Genomic DNA, 17,572 nt, shown 5'->3' on the forward strand with positions numbered 1-17,572 from the left:
AGCGAGATGACCGAGACCTTCATCCTCACCGGCGCGCGGACGCCGATCGGCCGCTACGGCGGCGCGCTCGCCCACGTGCGCCCCGACGACCTCGCGGCCCTCGTCGTGGGTGAGGCCGTACGCCGGGCCGGAGTCGACCCGTCGCTGATCGACGAGGTCGTCCTGGGAGCCGCCAACCAGGCCGGCGAGGACAACCGCAACGTCGCCCGGATGGCCGCCCTGCTCGCCGGGCTCCCCGAGACCGTGCCCGGCTTCACCGTCAACCGGCTCTGCGCCTCCGGGCTGACGGCGATCGCCACGGCTCGCCAGATGATCGCCGCCGGGGACGCCGACCTCGTCGTGGCCGGCGGCGTCGAGTCGATGACCCGCGCGCCGTGGGTCCAGTCAAAGCCGGCGCGAGCCTGGGCCAAGCCGGGGGAGGCCTTCGACACCTCGATCGGGTGGCGCTTCACCAACCCCCGCTTCGACGCCGACACCACACTGTCGATGCCGCAGACGGCCGAGCGTGTCGCCGAGCGGTGGTCGATCGGCCGCGACGAGCTGGACGCCTTCGCGCTTCGCTCCCACCAGCGTGCCCTCGACGCGATCAAGAACGGCCGGTTCACCGACGAGATCGTCGCTGTTCCCGCAGGCGACGGCGAGGTGTTCATCGACGAGGGCCCGCGCGCCGACACCAGCCTGGAGCGGCTCGCCAGGCTCACGCCGGTCAACGGACCGGACGGGGTCGTGACCGCAGGCAACTCCAGCTCCCTCAACGACGGCGCGGCCGCGGTGGTGGTCGCCAGCGAGCGGTTCGTCGAGCAGCACGGCCTCACCCCCCGCGCCCGGATCGTCGCGTCGGCCAGCGCCGGCGTGCCTCCCGAGATCATGGGCATCGGGCCCGTCCCAGCGACGCAGAAGGCGCTGGCCCGCGCGGGCTGGGCCGTGGGCGACCTCGACGCGGTCGAGCTCAACGAGGCGTTCGCCTCGCAGTCGATCGCCTGCATCCGCGACCTGGGGCTCGACCTCGACATCGTCAACGCCGACGGCGGGGCGATCGCCCTCGGCCACCCGCTCGGCGCCTCCGGAACCCGCATCGTGCTCACGCTCCTCGGCCGCCTCGAACGCGGCGACGGACAGCGCGGTCTGGCCACGATGTGCGTGGGCGTCGGCCAGGGCGCGGCGCTGCTCCTGGAGCGTCCGTGACCACACCCCTGCTCATCGAGGAGGCGGAGGACCGCGTCGTCCTCCGACTCAACCGGCCCGAGGCCAAGAACGCGATCGACCAGGAGGTCGTCGACCTCCTGCACGCCGCGTGCGCGGAGCTCGAGCGGTCGCCGAGGGTCGCCCTCATCGCCGGCTCCGACGGCGTCTTCGCGGCCGGAGCCGACATCGGCCAGCTGCGCGAACGACGTCGCGACGACGCGCTCCGGGGGATCAACTCCGGCATCTTCGACCGCATCCGTCAGTTGCCGATGCCGACGATCGGCCTGGTCGACGGCTACGCCCTCGGCGGCGGCGCCGAACTGGCCTACGCCTGCGACTTCCGGATCGGCACGCCGCGGGTCAAGCTCGGGAACCCCGAGGCCGGGCTCGGCATCCTCGCCGCCGCCGGGGCGACGTGGCGGCTCAAGGACCTCGTCGGCGAGCCGCTGGCCAAGGAGCTGCTGCTCACCGGACGCTTGCTGGATGCGCACGAGGCGCTCGGCGTACGGCTGCTCAACGAGGTGGTCGAGCCCGACGAGCTCGACGCCGCCGGGCAGCGTTGGGCCGACCGGATCGCGCAACAGGCACCGTTGGCCGTCCGGCTGGCGAAGTCCGTCTTCCACGCGCCGCGCGAGGCGCACCCGCTCATCGACGACGTCGCGCAGGCGGTGCTGTTCGAGACCGCCGACAAGCACCACCGGATGACGGCGTTCCTCGAGCGCCGGACTGGCTCTACCAAGGAGAAGAAGTGAACAGCCTGCCGAAGATCGTCGGCGTGTACGGCGGCGGCCGGATGGGAGCCGGCATCGCCCACGCCTTCTTGGTGTGCGGTTCGGACGTGACCGTCGTGGAGAGCTCGCCGGAGGCCGCGGCCGCCGCACGTGATCGAGTGAGCGCGAGCCTCGCCAAGGCCGCCGAGCGCGGACCGGTCGGTGACGTCGGATCGCTCAGCGTCACGACGGACGCCGCTGCGCTCGGGCCCGCCCGTCTCGTCATCGAGGCGGTTCCTGAGCTGCCCGACCTCAAGGCCGAGGTTCTGGCGAGCATCGAGAAGTGTGCCCCCGATGCCAGCATCGGCACCAACACCAGCTCCCTCTCGATCGACGCCCTGGCCGCGTCCCTTGTCGAACCGCCTCGACTCATCGGACTGCACTTCTTCAACCCGGTCCCCGCCAGTGCCCTCGTGGAGATCGTCGTCGGCTCTCAGACCGACCCGGCGCTCGTCGAGCGGGCGCAGGCCTGGGTCGCCGACCTGGGCAAGACCGGCATCACCGTCACCGACTCACCCGGATTCGCCTCGAGTCGACTCGGCGTCATGCTGGCCCTCGAGGCGATGCGCATGCTCGAGGAGGGTGTCGCGACCACCGAGGACATCGACACCGCCATGACGCTAGGCTACCGCCATCCGGTCGGACCCCTCCGGACCACCGACATCGTCGGTCTCGACGTTCGGCTCAACATCGCCGAGCATCTCGCGCGCGAACTCGGCCCACGGTTCGAGCCACCGGCGATCCTGCGTGACAAGGTCGCGGCCGGTGAGTTCGGTCGCAAGAGCGGGCAGGGCTTCTACCCATGGTGAGCGCCGAGGAGGTCGCCCGCCGCTCGGCGGAGACGATGTGGTCGACCGACACGGCCGTGAAGTCGCTCGGCATCGAGCTGCGCTCGGTCGGCCCGGGCCGCGCCGAGCTGGCCATGGTGGTCCGGCCCGACATGGTCAACGGCCACGACATCGCCCACGGCGGCCTGATCGCCACACTCGCCGACAGCGCCTTCGCCTACGCCTGCAACAGCTATGGCGAGGTGACCGTGGCCGCGGGCTTCGAGGTCGAGTTCCTCGAGACCGGCCGCCTCGGTGACGAGCTGGTCGCGACCGCCGTCGAGCGCGCCCGCCGAGGACGATCCGGCATCTACGACGTCACCGTCCGTCGCGGTGACGCGGTGGTCGCCGAGTTCCGCGGCCGCAGTCGGTCGCTCGGGCGGCCGATCAGCCGCGACGAGTGAGGCCGTCGAAGGCCGCGGTCGCGACCGCCTCGGCGAGCTGGTGGGCGTCGTACCGGCCGTCGGGGCGGACCCACTCCACCAACGAGTTGACCATGCCGAAGAGGAGCCGGCTGATGAGGTACGGGTCGAGGTCGTCCCGGACGACGCCCTCGGCGACCGCGGCCTGCACCAGCGCCGCGAGCCGATCGTCGATGACGCGGCGGCGCCGCAGCGCCTCCTGCTCGACCTCGCCGTTGCCGCGCACCCGCAGCAGCAGCGTGACGGCCGGCAGGTGCTCGACGAGGACCTCGATCGAGTCGCGGACGGCCCCGCGCAAGCGTTGGTACGCCGACCCCGAGCCGCCCGCCTCGGCGCGGTCGAGCACCTCGGTGAGGTTGTCGAGCGCCTCGTCCAGCGCCTCCTTGAGGAGATGCGTCTTGCTCGGGACGTGGTGGTAGATCGCCGACTTCGTGAAGCCCAGCTCGGCCGCCAGGTCCCCCATCGACGTGGCGTCGTACCCCTGCCGGTTGAAGAGGTCGATCGCGCGCCTGAGCACGGTCGCCTGGTCGTAGCCGGGGCGACCCCGCCGCCGCGCGGACGGGTCGGGCGTGGTCATGCGAGCAGGCTCCCATACGGCTGGGGGACGGCTCGGGAGGGTCTGGCCGAGCCGCGCGATGTCTGTAATACTGACCGAAAGGTCAGGAAATGGAAGAGGTGGTCATGGAACCGGTGCTCATCGAGCGTCGAGAGGCCGTCGCGACGGTCACGATCAATCGCCCTGAGCGGCGCAACTCCCTGAACGCCGAGGTCAAGGTCGCTCTGCGCGACGCCCTCGCCGGCGTCGCCGCCGATCCCGCCGTTCGTGCGGTGGTCCTCACCGGCGCGGGGGAGCACTTCTGTGCCGGCCAGGACCTCAAGGAGCACGCCGACGCGCTCGCGGCCGGCGGCGCGGAGAGCGCCTTCGCGACGGTCGCCGAGCACTACGCGCCGATCGTCCGTTGCCTCGCCACGATGCCGAAGCCGGTCGTCGCCGCCGTCGAGGGAAACTGCGTCGGGGCCGGGCTCGGCTTCGCGCTGGCCTGCGATCTCCGCGTCATCGCGTCCGACGCCGTGCTCGCGACCGCCTTCAGCTCGATCGGGTTGACCTGCGACTCCGGGCTGGCGCACACCCTGCCGCGAGCCGTGGGGGAATCGCGCGCGCGTCGCCTGGTGTTGCTCGCGGAGACCTTCACCGCGGCCCAGGCGGTCGAGTGGGGCGTCGACGCCGACGTCTCCGATCCCGGGGTCTCCCTGCTCGCCGCGACGAGGCTGGCCGAGCGGCTCGCCGCGGGGCCGACGGCGGCGTACGCCGAGAGCAAGCGGCTGCTCGCCGAGAGCTGGACCCGCAGCCTCGAGGAGACCCTCGCCGCCGAGTCCGCCGGCCAGACCCGGGCGGGTTCCACCCACGACCACGCCGGCGCTGTGCAGGCGTTCCTCAGCAAGGACGGGCCGGTCTTCGTCGGCCGCTGAGGAAAGGACGAGCGTTGCCCTCCCCGATTCCCCCGACCGCGGCCTCGAGCCGATCGAGAAGGCGTCCGTCGACGAGCTGAGGGCGCTGCAGCTGCAGCGGCTGCAGTGGTCGGTGCGCCACGCGTTCGACAACGTCGAGCACTACCGCACGGCGTTCGAGGCCGCTGAGGTCCACCCCGATGACATCCGCACGCTCGAGGACCTCGCGCGCCTGCCGTTCACGACCAAGGCGACGCTGCGCGAGCACTACCCGTTCGGCATGTTCGCTGTGCCGCGGGAGCAGGTCGTCCGGGTCCACGCATCGTCCGGGACCACCGGCAAGCCGACGGTCGTGGGCTACACCCGTGGCGACCTCACGGGAGGAAGACATCGACGCTCACGCGTTGCACCGGCAGGCTGGACGATCTCCGCGATCGCCCGGCATCTGGGCCGCGACCGGAAGACCATTCCCGCCTACCTCGCCGGCGGCCGGGTCGCCGGGGAACGCAAGCCGGCTGGGGATGATCCCGTACGAGCCGTTCGTGGACTACGTCCGCGAACCGCTGAGGGAGGATCCGCATCTGTGGGCGATGACGTTGTTCGACGAGGTCGTCGGGCTCGGGTACGACCGGTCGTATTCGACGTTCACCCGCCAGATCCGCACAAGGGGCCTGCGGCCGCATTGCAAGCCGTGCTCGGCGACGAAGGGTCGGGCGAATGGCCCGATCGATCATCCGGCGGGTGAGGAGACCCAGTGGGACTGGCTCGAGCTGCCCGACCCGCCCGCTCATTGAGGGTGGGGGAAGAACGCGCACCTGCTGGTCGGTGCCCTGGCCCACTCCGGTCGATGGCGCGGCACTCTCGCTCCGGCTGAGGATCAGGCCCAGCTCATCGACGCCCTGGACAAGACCACGCGCAAGCTGGGCGGGCTGACGAAGAAGTGGCGCTTCGACCGGATGACCACGGCCTGTCACCCCGAGTCGGGGAAGGTGACCGCGACGTTCTCGGCGGTCGCCAAGCACTACGGCGTGCAGGTCGCGATCTGCCCGCCCCGGCGCGGCAACCGCAAGGGCGTGGTGGAGAGGTCCAACCACACCACGGCGCAACGCTGGTGGCGCACCTTGCCCGACGACGTGACCGTCGAGGAAGCCCAAGCCTCGCTGGACCGGTTCTGCGAAGTCCGTGGCGACCCCCGGCTGCGGCCTTCGGGTGTCGACGGCCGAGCCAGCGTGCTCACGCTCGCTGAACCAGAGCCGCTGGCGCCGGTGCCGGCTGCGCCGTTCCCCGCGACGGTCAGCGAGGAACCGACCGTGTCGGCCCACGCGCTGGTCGCGTGGCGTGGGAACCTCTACTCCGTCCCACCCGAGCTGGCCCGCGCCCAGGTCACCGTGTCCCAGCGGCTCGACGCCCAGCACGAAGCACGGGGTCGACCACTTCAAGCTGTCCACCGACCCTTTGTTCACCGACGAGCTCTACGACGTCGTCGGGCTCTACTTGAACCCGCCCGAGGCGGCGGTCGTGCTGTGCGTGGACGAGGAGTCCCAGATGCAGGCGTTGCAGCGCTCCCAGCCGGCGTTGCCGATGATGCCCGGCATGCCCGAGCGCCGCACCATGACTACCCCCGGCACGGCACCACGACCTTGTCCGCGGCGATGAACATCGCCCACGGCACCGTGATCACCAGCCTGCACAGCAAACACCGTGCGATCGACTTCAAGAAGTTCCTGACCAAGATCGACACCGAGGTCCCCGACGGGCTGGAGATCCACCTGATCTGCGACAACTACGGCACCCGCAAGCACCCGATCATCAAGACCTGGCTCAAGCCCACCCGCGGGTGCACCTGCACTTCACCCCGACCTACTCTTCCTGGCTGAACCTGGTCGAGCGGTTCTTCGGCTACGTCACCGCCGATCTGCTCCGCCGCTCCGACCACCCCAGCGTCCAAGCCCTCGAAGCCGACATCCGCAACTGGGTCAACCCATGGAACGAAGACCCCAAGGTCTTCGTGTGGACCAAGACCGCCGACCAGATCCTCGGCAGCCTCGGACGACTAATGCAGCGGATCTCGAATCCAGTTCACTAGGAAAGAACAACCGTCTCCGCGGGCGCACCCGGCGGTAGCAAGACCGGTACAGCCCCTAGCCTGCGAGACCGTCGAGATAGCCGTTAGGTACGACCAATTGCACCAATACAGATAGTCGTCTGTGTCATAGCATGGTACCTTAGCGCGAACTGGCATTGCGTTCTGGGCTGCCGCCTCGGCAACGTCCTCGCATAAGCAACCGATGGAAAGGACTCACAATCGATGACGAGTAAGGACCGCGCATCGACCGTGCCTTGGACCGAAAAGTCCCCGCCGCGCATCAAGGACTCGAAGACCTGGTTCGGCGTAGTTCGAACTAGTGCGCGACAACCCTCGCCTAGTTCGTCAGCGCTGTGTTGACTTTCGGCGCCGTCGTTCTATGCGCAACGCGCCAGTGACGCGAGAGGAGGCCTGCGAACCGATGGCAACCGAGATGGATCGACGCGCCATGCGCACCGATCAATGGAGGGCCCGACTGGGCCACGCCTTCGGCGGGTTGCGCGCCGACTACGTCGACGGACATCTTGACGTTTCGGCGGACTGTCTCGACGGCAAGATCTCCTCGGTCCGTTTGGGCAGGGCCACGGCGTTCCATGTCTCAGGATCCCCCCAGGTCGTACGTCGAACTCAGCGCTCGATCATCACGGCCGAGGACGATCCGTTCAAGATATCTATCCTGCGGGCGGGCCGCGCGGTGGTGCGTCAAGGCGACGTGGAGGTCGTCCTTAAACCGGGCCAGCTGGCGCTCTATGACACCGGGCGCCCCTACGACCTGCGTTTGGAGGGTGCCTGGTCGTGCGCTGTGATGACCCTCCCTCGGCATGCTCTGGGTCTGCCGAAGGCGTCCCTGACCAGGGCGATGTCGCATCCCTGGGAGACACACCATGCGCCAGGTTCGGTTCTTGCCTATCTCCTGGTCAGCTCGCTAACCGCACAACGCGACGTGGATGCTGATGTCACCGCGGCCGCGGCTCACCTCGGCGAAGCTAGCCTTGAGTTGCTCGCGAGCATCGTCAGCGAAGGAAGCACCATCGGGTCCGACGACACCCTCCGCGCTCGGGTCGGTGCCTACGTGCGGGCGCATCTCACCGACCTCGACCTCTCCCACAACAGCGTCGCGGCCGCACACACGATGTCGCCACGCTCCCTCCATCGGTTGTTCCACGACGAGCCGCAGTCGGTGATGGAGATGGCCCGGAGCCTGCGACTGGAAGCGATTCGCACCGCGCTGGCCGATCCGCTCCAACGCGGCCGGTCGACGATGGCGATCGCGAATCGACTGGGATACGCCGATGCTGCCCACTTCAACCGCGCGTTTCGCGCGCGATTCGGCACGACGCCGGGCGCCTACCGCCGGTCGGCGCTGGGTCAGTGACGCGCGCGAGTGCGGCCGGCGAGCTGAGGTCGTCAGAAACGAGACTTGCGGTCGAGGAAGGCGGTCATCCGCTCGTGCTTCTCCGGCGTCTCGAACAACACCGCCTGCGCGACGTTGTCGAAGACCGGGTGCGCGTCGCGGGGGACGTGGAGCGCGAGCTTGGTCAGCCGCACCGCGAGCGGCGCCGACCTGTGGATCTGGTCGATGATCGCATCGGCAGCGGGCAGCAACTGATCTGCCTCGACGATCTCGTTCAGCAGTCGGACCTCGGTCGCTTCTTGGGCGGTCAGGATGCGGCCGAGGAGAAGGATCTCCTTCGCGAGCACCTCGCCGACGAGCTCCCGCAGGCGCCAGGCGGCCCCGGCAGCGGCGAGAATGCCAAGGCGCCCCTCGGGGTTCCCGATGGTCGTCGTCGGGGTGCCGACCCGGAAGTCGCACGCGTAGGCAAGCTCGGCGCCACCGCCCAGCGCGTGTCCGGCGATCGCCGCCACCGTTGGCATCGGAAGCTTCGCGATCCTGTCGAAGATTCCCGAGTTGATGCCGGCGAGCGCGTCGGTGCTGGTGCGATCGCGCAGCTGGCCGATGTCGGCGCCGGCGGCGAAGACCTCGGTGCCGCCGGTGACCATCGCCGGCACGGGATCGGACTCCAGCACGGCACAGACCTGGTGGAGGCTGGCGACTGTGCCCGCGTCGATCGCCCGCCGCCGCCGTCGGGGATCTTGCCGAGCTTCTTAAGGTCGACGTGGATCAGGTCGCCGACCGCGGCGTGTTCGTAGCGGTTCTCTCGCGCGAGGAGGTCTTGATCCGGGCGCCGGTGGCGGGGTCGGCCCACTTCAGTCGTGGGCAGCCGCGCGGCGTAGGACCTGACCGACGGTCGAGGGGTTCAGGCCGAGGTTTAGGCGATCCGGGCCGGGCCCCAGCGTCGGGTCACTCGTAGTTTCACGATCCGACGCTCGGTCCGCTGTGGCAGCTGGTTCGGGGACCGGTGCGGTCGGGAGGACTGGTCGACCATCCCCGCCTTGCCGAGCTCGCGGTAGCGCATCGCCTAACGCCGTGCGGTGGTGATGCTGACTGAGAACCGTTTGTGCTGCCCGGGCGTAGGACCCGCGTCCGTCGACGATCAGCGTGGCCAGACGCAGTCGTCCGGCCGGAGTGAGGATGGCGTAGCGTGGGACACGAAGACCTCCGTGATGGCGAGTGGGGTGTGGTAGCTCCACACCTCACCCGGAGGTCTTCGTCATGGTCCAGTCGACCCGCCGTACCTAACGTCCGTAGTTAGAACAACTGATATGTAGCGACCTCCTGCATGGCGAGGCGCCCGTCCCCGGTAATTGCGGGACGGGCGCCTGTGCTTCGTCGATGTCCTTGCCTCGGCGAGCGCGTCTCGCGACGCGCGGGTCATCCATCCCTGAAGGAGCGGGGCCGGTCAAGAGTGTTGGCCGGCATTCTTGTTGCCCCTCGACGTCCTTGCTGGCGCGTCGATATAGGGGACGCACGAGGAGCGAGGCCCCGCTCCTTCATCGCATCAGACTGATATTCGCGGGTTGGTTACCGCAGGACGGGGTTTCGGCTGGAGCGCTGAACGCGTGTCTAGGGAGGAGCGTCGTCCGGCCATCGTTGCGGTGGTCGGGCTGCTCATGGTGTATCGCGGGTCGCTCCACGCGCTGCCACCAGGTGTGGTTTGCGACGAAGCAGATCGAGGGGTGCTACTTCCATGACGGCTAGCGACCAGCACCAGCCGGTCAGCTCACGGGCGATGGCCACGTTCGCGACGTTGTGGGTCTTGCGGCGATCGACGAACTTCACCCACCTCCGGTGCAGCCGCCGGTTGCCTTCGTCGCCGCGGACCCGTGCCGCTGCGGGGGCAAGGTCCCAGCGGTCGCCCATGGTCTTGCCGACCCGGTAGCGGGCGCGGTGGTGCCAGGCTGCTTCGACCAGGCGCCGGCAGGCATGGCCGTTGCCGGTCTTGGTGATCGACCCGCGGGTCTTGGACTCACCTGAGGAGTGCTCGGTTGGGGTGAGGCCGACGAAGGTGCCGATCGAGCTGCCGGTGAACCGGTGCCAGTCGCCGATCTTGACGGCGAGCCCGAACCCGGTCAGGGTGCTGACCCCGCGCAGACATCCCAGCCGTCGCACGACCGGGGTGAACTCCAAATCTGCGGCCCCTCGATCGCGGCATCGAGCCGATCCCGGCGCGCCTTCCCCGCGAGCACCGCCTCGTAGTCGTTGTCGAAGGTCAGCCGGGTCGGCCGCGCGGTCAGTTGCGGGACGCATCGTGCCGCAGCCAGATGTCGTGTTTGCCGGTCCAGGCGTTGCCGCCGTAGTAGACGATCCCGTGCCGCAGCAGCAGTTTCGACAGCCGGTGCCGGGCGGGCGCGCATCAGATCGGCGCGACAGTCCTCCCGGGCACGCACCAGGTCACGGGCGGCCTCCTGATCCACGGTCGGGATCGCTACCGAGGTGATCTCGTCAAGCCGCAGCAACCGCGCGAGATGGATGGCGTCTTTCATGTCTTCTCCGAACTATCGGATGCCGGGTCGTCGGATGATCGGCGCGGCCTGGTTTCACGTTGGTTGGCTCGTGCTGGTGCGACTGGCGGTGTCGGTGAAGGTGGGAATGCCGAGGTGGACGCTCTGGGCGCGGCGGGCGCTGATCTGGTCCATCTGGGTGAGTTTGTCTCGAGCACCGGCGAGGCTGACTTTGAGCTCTTCGGCTTCGCCGAGCCAGCGATGTGACTATGCTTCGGCGATGCGGGTGATGAGGTTGTCGCGGATGATGAGGTTGTCGCGGATCTGCACAAGCCGGTCCCGGGCGATCGGGTCTGGCCTGAGCAGGGGGCAGCGTAGGCAGCTGTGCTCGTGGATGCAGGGCGTGTCGTAGGAGCGACCGCAGTCACCGACTGAGACCTTGCGGCGTTCGAAGTGACCGATGAACTCGGCCCATTCCTCGTCGGTGGGGGTGCGGTATACCTCGCCGGGACGTAGCTCGCGGCGTCGGGTGATGAACGCGCGATGGGCGTTGATCACTTCGTCGGGATAGGGTCTTCGACGGTGCGATCTGCAGCAGCGGGATCAGCTCGCCGGTCCCGGGCAGCCGATACTGGATCAGGCCGTGATGGGACAGCTCGGTCAGCTCCTCGATCCGGATACCGGTGTGGCGCAGCACCTCCACCGTCGCCCAGGTCCAAAAGCCCCGATGTTCCTCGAAGCTCAGGTCCCGGCGTCCTCCGCCGTCGGCTGGCTCGACCCAGACCCGTCCAGTGGTCGGCGTGCTCATCACCGTCCGACGCAGCGTCTGACCCGAGGCGGTGAAGACCTCGCCGGGCGCGCTGGCCTCGGCGGCGGCGAGCAGGTCGGCGGTTCGGTCGCGTTCGGCCTGGACCCAGGTGAGGAGTGCCGGCAGCACCGGGAGCCGTTCTCGGGTGCGTTGGTCCATCCGGGACTTGCGTTGGGAGCGGTCCTTCTTGTGGGAGACGTTGCTGGCGCTGACCGGGCAGCGCACCGCCCACGGTCCCCACCGGCCCGGGTCGTCGTCGGCCCATTCAGCGATATCGAGGTAGAACGCACGGACCGCGGACAACACGCTGCGCCCATCCAACCGGGCCGAGGTCACGGTGACCGGCTCGCCATCCGACCCTGTGGTGGTGCGGGTGCGGGTCATCACCCGCTGCTTCCAGGCGGTCGCGACGTCGCGGGGCAGCTGGAGGGAGTCGATGCCGGGATGGTGAGCCTCCAGGTCGGCCCAGAACAGCTTGCCGAGCAGGTAGGCGAAGCGTTGAAGGGAGGAGAAGTCCACCGACGGCTGCCGTTCGCGCAGGTAGTCCACCAGCAGGTCCCGCACCGGACGGCAGGTGATCTTGTAGCGGTCGATGAGCTGCTCGCAGGTCGGCTGCCCTCGGCCGGAGAACATCTCGATCGCGGCCGGAGCGTCCTGGCCGAGCACGCCGTGACGGCGCAGCAGTTGGTAGAACAGCGGACTATGCGCATGCGCCTCCGAACCAGCGGTGGCACGCAGTTCGGCGGCAGCCTGGAGGAGTTCTACACAGTCGCCGACGCGCACCGCGGCGACCGAGCCGCCCTTGGAAGCCATGATCACCCCGACGCGGGTCAGGGCCTGCTGCCCGGTCTGCAACCCGACTCGGCCCTGGCTGCAGAACTGCTCGAGCGCGGCGAACGTCTCCCGATCGCGGGTGCGGGCCATCTCGGTGGCCAGGCCGCGGCGTGCCGGGGCGAAGCGCAGCAGCCAGGCCAGGCTGGGCCGGATCACGTCGGCGCAGATCAGCACCAGCAGGCCGGGGCTCAGGTGCGGCAGCTGCCTGCCCACCGCAACCTGCGATCGGGATCGACCCGCGGCCGTGACGGTGACGATCGTGCGCCAGTCGGACTGGTTCTCCGCGCCGCTGGCCTGCCAGCGTTGTTGCCAGCTCTCACCGGGGTGGGTCTGCAACCAGCTCAGCACCGACAGCACTCCGGTCCGACGGGTCTGCTGGCTGAGCCGGTTGTCCAGGGTGAACGGCGCGGCCAGCACGCGGGCCAGCACCGCCGACCGGGTCTCCTCGGTCGCCGGCCAGGACGCCTCGATCCGACGGGGTGGGAACGCGGCCAGCAGCTGGCTCCCCGTCGGCTTGGCCACCACCGTGACCAGCTCACCGGCCACCACCGGGTCTGCGCCGCCCGGTCCGGTGTCCACCTTCATGTCCAGCGGGGCGTCAACCTGGGTGCTGCTGCCGGCGGTCACGACTCCTCCTCGCCGAACAGGACCCGCAGGCTCTCGGCGCGATACGCCGCTGCGGGAGGTGGGGCCGCGTCACGGTCGCGTTGCCGGGCGTGGAAGGCCAGCACCTCGGCGATCACGTCCTCGGCAACCGGGTTCAGATACCGCTGGGTGGTCGACAGGTGCGCGTGGCCCAGAACCCACTGCACGTCGGTCAACGGCATCTGCGGATCTCGCGACATCCGATAGGCCGCGGTATGACGAAGGTCGTGCAGCGACCAGTTCGACCCCAGCGCGGCGTTGGCGCGGGCGAACATCGCCCGGGCCGCGTCGTAGCCCAGCGGGCGAAACGGCCGGCGCAGCGTCCACCACAGCGGCTCGTCGCGGCCGGTCGGCACCAAACCCGACAGCTGTGCCTGGTAGAGCCGCAGCCACACGAACGCATCCGGCGCGGCCGGCAACGCCTGCAGCGCCCGGGTGCCGTTGCGGATCACCGTGAGCAGCTGTTGGCCCGGATCGACCTCGCCAGCGCTGGCCCCCAATAGTTCGCTGGCCCGTGCCCCGGTCGAGACCCAGAACGAAACCAGCGCCCGATCCCGGTGCGATCCCAGCTGTGCGAACAACGCGTCGAACCGCTCGTCGGGGATGCTCCGCGGCGCCCGCTCGACCACCTTCGGCCGATACCGGCCACGACGCTCCGCGGCGAACGGCTCCATCGGGTTGCGATGCGCCCCCGCACGTCCAGCGCGGGCGTGCCGCGCCAGCGGGAAGGGGTTGCGCATCGGCCCGCTGCCTGCCTCGAGGTGGAAGTCGTAGAAGCCGCGCAGGACCCTCTCGCAATGCGCCACCGTGGCCGCCTCGTACCGGACGCCGCGAGACCGGTTGCCGGTCACCGCATTCGCCTTGGCCACCGGCGGTGCGGCATCTGTCCCTGGCGCGCCACCCTCGGGATAGCGCCAATGCGGCCGTGTCGGCTTGACCGTCGCCTGCAGCCACCGGATGAAGTCGCGCGCCTCGACCCGCGTGGCCGACACACTCCACCCCGAGCGCCCACACAAACCGGAACCAGCGCAGCAGATCCATCCCGTACGAACGCTGTGTCGTCGCCGGCCTGCCACACGCGGTCAACTCGGCGAAGAACGCCGCTACCGGGCGAACCGCAACGCCCCCCTCGTCCACCAGCCGAAGGGCGCGAACACATCGTCGGTCGCCTCAAGCGACCCCACCAGCGGCACCACCAGCTCGCGCAGACTCCGTGGCTCGTCGTCATTCGTCACGAGCGGGGAACCTAGCCAGCACAGGTCAACCGGGCACGCACCCCGCGATTCGGGAGCCCAGTAGTTCGGTCAACAGGTCGGTCTTGACGGTCACTGGCGGGTTTTCTACAGCTTCGGTCGCGCGAGGACCTCGCATCGGATCCCGGCCGCGGTCAGATCCCGGTACAAACCGAAGCCCGTCGGCCCCGCCTCGTAGGCCTCCGCGACCGGACCCGGCAGGCCGGTGATCCAGGACTCGATGTGGTCGTAGAACGGGGTCAGCTCTGTCTGGAACAACTCGCCCGTGACGCCGTCGATCGCTGCTGCCGCGACCGAACTGGCATGCAGGTCGAACCCAACGCTCGTACCCTCGGTAAAACACCGCGGCCTCCCACAACTGGCGGACAGGCCGAGCAGGCTGCGCTGCTCGGTAACCCACGAATCTTGTGAGTGAGGCCTCGGCCCGCAACGGGCTCAGGCCGAGCCGGTCACGTCATACCGTCCAGTGCAGGGAGGCTAACAGCGTCGCGGCGCCAACGATCAGGATCTTAGGCCCCCTCGGCGGCCGCCCTCAAGGATTTCCTGCTGGTAAGGCAGGTTCATGTAGGAGTCCTTTCTGCTAATCTTTCCGTCTTCCAACGTCAAGATGTCACACAGGTCAATTCGTACCGTCTTGCCATTAGGTTGTATTACCACATTTCCAAGTTCAAGTGGCTTCTTAAGAGTCTGATAAAGGTACGTCTCGATTGCTACAATGTCGCCGCCGTAACGCATTCGGCGTTCCGTGAACCGAACGTCTGGCCAATACTCGAAGACGCTCTCAAACGCCTTGTACACCGCAGCCTTCCCCACGTTCTCCATCTGTACTGCGGGGAGGGTCCAGACTGTGTCTTCTGTGTGAAATTGAATCATGTCATCAACTGCGTGCCGATTCCATGCATCTGCGTAATCTCGAATCATCTGCACCCTAGGATCCAGTGCTTGCGTAAGCATAATCTTCCTCTTCCCTGCGCATGAATGTCCATCTTCTTTTCCTAACGGTAGAACGCTAACTCGGGACAGGTCTAGACTATTCCCGTCGAAACCCTTGGCTAAAGTCGCCACGAAGGGGCGTTAGGCGCTGCCAGCGTCTACCCCTTCACGCGTATGGATGCTGCCAACGGAGGCTGAAACTAACCCCCTCGCGGCAGGCGGATTCGTTGTCACGTCGCAATACTCGCTGGCAAGGAAGAGCATGTTGGGAAGACGGGGACGCAAACGACGTCTGGGGATCGAGGACGAGTACTGGCATCTGATCCTGGCAGGCGTCGGCAGGCGAGGCCTGCACCCTCGTTGGGATCGGTCGGAATACGGGCCACCGGTGGCGGGCTGAACGCGGTGGTCTGCCACCGCTGCGACGAGCCGAGCACATCGAACGGGTGGTCGTTTCGTCACCTAGCGGGCCCGAAGGAGGCAGTCCGGGCCAAGCAACAGTTGGAGTGGAGCCCGGAACAACTCGCTGTCTAGCTGCGCACCGAGCCTCCGGCCGGCCGCGTTGGCACGTGTGTCACGAGACGATCTACCAGACGCTCTAGGACGGTGCGAGCCGGCCTGAACAGGGTGTGGCGGGTTGTCCGCGATCACGCTGGTGTGTGGGTGTCGACGACGCTTGAAAACGAGGCCATAGCGACGGTCGAAAACGAGGCCACCCAGACAGATTGGATGGGTGATCTCTGTGGAGGATTGGGCTCTGATCCGGCGGCTGGTAGCGGACGGTGTTTCGCAGCGTCAGGTCGCACGGGACTTGGGCATCGGACGGTCGACGGTCGAGCGGGCGTTGGCCTCGGACGGGCCGCCGAAGTACGAGCGGCCGGCGGTGTCGACATCGTTCACCCCGTTCGAGCCGGCGGTGCGACAGCTGCTGGCCAAGACGCCGGACATGCCGGCGACGGTGATCGCCGAGCGGGTCGGCTGGACTGGGTCGATCACCTGGTTCCGTGACAACGTCCGCCGGTTGCGGCCTGACCACCGGCCGGTCGACCCCGCAGACCGGCTGGTCTGGCTGCCCGGGGATGCGGCGCAGTGCGACTTGTGGTTCCCGCCGAAGAAGATCCCGCTCGAGGACGGCACCAAGATGCTGCTGCCGGTCCTCGTGATCACCGCGGCCCACTCCCGGTTCATCCTCGGGCGGATGATCCCGACCCGGACCACAGCCGATCTGCTGCTGGGGATGTGGATGCTGCTACAGCTGCTCGGAGGGGTCCCACGACGGTTGATCTGGGACAACGAGACTGGCATCGGACGTGGCAAGCGGCACGCCGAAGGGGTCAGCGCGTTCACCGGGACGCTGGCCACGACGCTGCAGCGACTCAAGCCGAACGACCCCGAATCCAAGGGCGTGGTCGAACGCAGGAACGGCTACTTCGAGACCTCCTTCATGCCTGGCCGCGACTTCAAGTCCCCGGCTGACTTCAACATCCAGTTCGGCGACTGGCTGTCCATCGCCAACGGCCGGGTCGTGCGCACGATCAAGGCCCGTCCGATCGACCTGCTCGATGCCGACCGGGCGGCGATGCTCCCGTTGCCGCCGGTCGCCCCAGCGGTCGGATGGGCCAACCGGGTCCGGCTGGGACGTGACTACTACGTCCGCGTCGACAGCAACGACTACTCCGTCGACCCTGCTGTCATCGGCCGGTTCGTCGACGTCCATGCCGACCTGGCCCGTGCCGAGGTCCGCCACGAAGGTCGCCTGGTCGCAACCCACGACCGGGTCTCGGCACGCGGCATGACCATCACCGATCCCGCCCACGTCGCGGCAGCGAAGGTGCTGCGTGAACAGTTCCAGCGTCCCCACGCGACACCGGCTCCGGACGACGACATGGAACGGGACCTGGCCGACTACGACCGCGCGTTCGGGCTCCTCGACGGCGGCATGACCAACGGCCCCATCGATGGTGAGGAGGTGGCCTGATGGCAGGCAAGGCGAAGACCGAGGCGACCGAGGCGCTCAAGCAGCTGACCTACCTGGCATCAGCGTTGAAGGCGCCCCGGATCACCGAAGCCGCAGCAAGGTTGGCCGACCACGCCCGTGATGCCGGCTGGACCCACGAGGAGTACCTCGCCGCCGTGCTCGACCGCGAGGTCGCAGCCCGCAACGCATCCGAGGCCCAGCTGCGGATCCGCGCCGCCGGGTTCCCAGCCCAGAAGACCATCGAGGAGTTCGACTGGGACGCCCAACCCGCCGTCCGGCAGCAGATCGCGTCGTCGGCATCCGGCGGGTTCCTGACCGAAGCCCGCAACGTCGTCCTGCTCGGCCCGCCCGGCACCGGAAAGACCCACCTGGCCACCGGACTCGGGATCGCGGCTGCTACGTAAGGCTCGTTCACCCGCCCGGACGTCGTACCGCCGAAGCGCTGATCGCGGGCATGCACCAGACCCTCGGCGAGCTTCCAAAATCTGCCCGGCTCCCCTTTCCTGAGATCAGAGCTCGGAGATGGCCGGTCATAATCA

The 17,572-nt window shown here is 68.5% G+C and carries 13 protein-coding genes and 6 pseudogenes; 11 read left to right on the forward strand and 8 right to left on the reverse strand.

Features of this window, described 5'->3' with window-relative positions; genetic code table 11:
• Positions 1–6 precede the first annotated feature (6 nt).
• From ACJ5H2_RS22390 to paaI, 4 genes are read left to right on the forward strand one after another with little or no spacing between them, the layout of a single operon-like run.
• Entirely contained in the window at positions 7–1,185 is a 1,179-nt protein-coding gene (locus ACJ5H2_RS22390; protein ID WP_408899924.1) for a thiolase family protein, read from the forward strand.
• Positions 1,182–1,937: an enoyl-CoA hydratase/isomerase family protein gene (locus ACJ5H2_RS22395; protein ID WP_408899925.1), complete on the forward strand. Its 756-nt coding sequence runs from the start codon at positions 1,182–1,184 to the stop codon at positions 1,935–1,937. The genes ACJ5H2_RS22390 and ACJ5H2_RS22395 overlap by 4 nt, the downstream gene beginning before the upstream one ends.
• Before the next feature lie 41 nt (positions 1,938–1,978).
• Positions 1,979–2,764, forward strand: coding sequence for a 3-hydroxyacyl-CoA dehydrogenase family protein (locus ACJ5H2_RS22400; protein WP_408899936.1), 786 nt, complete (start codon positions 1,979–1,981; stop codon positions 2,762–2,764).
• Positions 2,758–3,186, forward strand: coding sequence for a hydroxyphenylacetyl-CoA thioesterase PaaI (gene paaI, locus ACJ5H2_RS22405; RefSeq protein WP_408899926.1), 429 nt, complete (start codon positions 2,758–2,760; stop codon positions 3,184–3,186). The genes ACJ5H2_RS22400 and paaI overlap by 7 nt, the downstream gene beginning before the upstream one ends.
• Here paaI and ACJ5H2_RS22410 read toward each other — a convergent pair.
• A complete protein-coding gene (locus ACJ5H2_RS22410; RefSeq protein ID WP_408899927.1) occupies positions 3,170–3,781 on the reverse strand; it encodes a TetR/AcrR family transcriptional regulator in 612 nt (203 codons plus the stop codon). The genes paaI and ACJ5H2_RS22410 overlap by 17 nt on opposite strands.
• Positions 3,782–3,885: 104 nt before the next feature.
• On the opposite strand from ACJ5H2_RS22410, the gene ACJ5H2_RS22415 reads away from it, so the two are divergent.
• From ACJ5H2_RS22415 to ACJ5H2_RS22435, 5 genes and pseudogenes are all read left to right on the forward strand, one after another.
• Positions 3,886–4,674: an enoyl-CoA hydratase/isomerase family protein gene (locus ACJ5H2_RS22415; RefSeq protein WP_408899678.1), complete on the forward strand. Its 789-nt coding sequence runs from the start codon at positions 3,886–3,888 to the stop codon at positions 4,672–4,674.
• A 52-nt stretch (positions 4,675–4,726) separates the two neighbouring features.
• Positions 4,727–5,029, forward strand: a pseudogene (locus ACJ5H2_RS22420) (phenylacetate--CoA ligase); the annotation flags it as partial.
• Positions 5,019–6,065, forward strand: a pseudogene (locus ACJ5H2_RS22425) (Mu transposase domain-containing protein); the annotation flags it as partial. The pseudogenes ACJ5H2_RS22420 and ACJ5H2_RS22425, both read left to right, overlap by 11 nt.
• A 7-nt stretch (positions 6,066–6,072) precedes the next feature.
• A pseudogene (locus ACJ5H2_RS22430) lies at positions 6,073–6,739 on the forward strand (IS630 family transposase); the annotation flags it as partial.
• A 421-nt stretch (positions 6,740–7,160) separates the two neighbouring features.
• A complete protein-coding gene (locus tag ACJ5H2_RS22435; protein WP_408899679.1) occupies positions 7,161–8,114 on the forward strand; it encodes a helix-turn-helix domain-containing protein in 954 nt (317 codons plus the stop codon).
• Between the two features lie 32 nt (positions 8,115–8,146).
• Here the strand turns inward: ACJ5H2_RS22435 and ACJ5H2_RS22440 are convergent, their stop codons facing one another.
• From ACJ5H2_RS22440 to ACJ5H2_RS22470, 7 genes and pseudogenes are all read right to left on the reverse strand, one after another.
• A complete protein-coding gene (locus ACJ5H2_RS22440; protein ID WP_408899680.1) occupies positions 8,147–8,767 on the reverse strand; it encodes an enoyl-CoA hydratase/isomerase family protein in 621 nt (206 codons plus the stop codon).
• A 41-nt stretch (positions 8,768–8,808) separates the two neighbouring features.
• Positions 8,809–9,331, reverse strand: a pseudogene (locus ACJ5H2_RS22445) (helix-turn-helix domain-containing protein); the annotation flags it as partial.
• A gap of 418 nt (positions 9,332–9,749) precedes the next feature.
• A pseudogene (locus ACJ5H2_RS22450) lies at positions 9,750–10,627 on the reverse strand (transposase); the annotation flags it as partial.
• Positions 10,628–11,006: 379 nt separating this feature from the next.
• Entirely contained in the window at positions 11,007–12,851 is a 1,845-nt protein-coding gene (locus tag ACJ5H2_RS22455) for a hypothetical protein (protein WP_408899681.1), read from the reverse strand.
• A complete protein-coding gene (locus ACJ5H2_RS22460) occupies positions 12,848–13,861 on the reverse strand; it encodes a tyrosine-type recombinase/integrase (protein ID WP_408899682.1) in 1,014 nt (337 codons plus the stop codon). Before ACJ5H2_RS22460 ends, ACJ5H2_RS22455 begins: the two co-directional genes overlap by 4 nt.
• A gap of 348 nt (positions 13,862–14,209) precedes the next feature.
• A complete protein-coding gene (locus tag ACJ5H2_RS22465; protein WP_408899683.1) occupies positions 14,210–14,380 on the reverse strand; it encodes a hypothetical protein in 171 nt (56 codons plus the stop codon).
• Between the two features lie 243 nt (positions 14,381–14,623).
• Positions 14,624–15,043, reverse strand: coding sequence for a nuclear transport factor 2 family protein (locus ACJ5H2_RS22470; protein ID WP_408899937.1), 420 nt, complete (start codon positions 15,041–15,043; stop codon positions 14,624–14,626).
• Positions 15,044–15,788: 745 nt separating this feature from the next.
• On the opposite strand from ACJ5H2_RS22470, the gene istA reads away from it, so the two are divergent.
• Positions 15,789–17,033 (forward strand): IS21 family transposase, encoded by a 1,245-nt coding sequence (istA, locus tag ACJ5H2_RS22475; protein ID WP_408899684.1) that lies wholly within the window; start codon positions 15,789–15,791, stop codon positions 17,031–17,033.
• A pseudogene (locus tag ACJ5H2_RS22480) lies at positions 17,033–17,431 on the forward strand (ATP-binding protein); the annotation flags it as partial. The gene istA and the pseudogene ACJ5H2_RS22480, both read left to right, overlap by 1 nt.
• Positions 17,432–17,572 lie beyond the last annotated feature (141 nt).

It is taken from the genome of Nocardioides pymetrozini (assembly GCF_046058985.1).
Taxonomy (GTDB): Bacteria; Actinomycetota; Actinomycetes; order Propionibacteriales; family Nocardioidaceae; genus Nocardioides.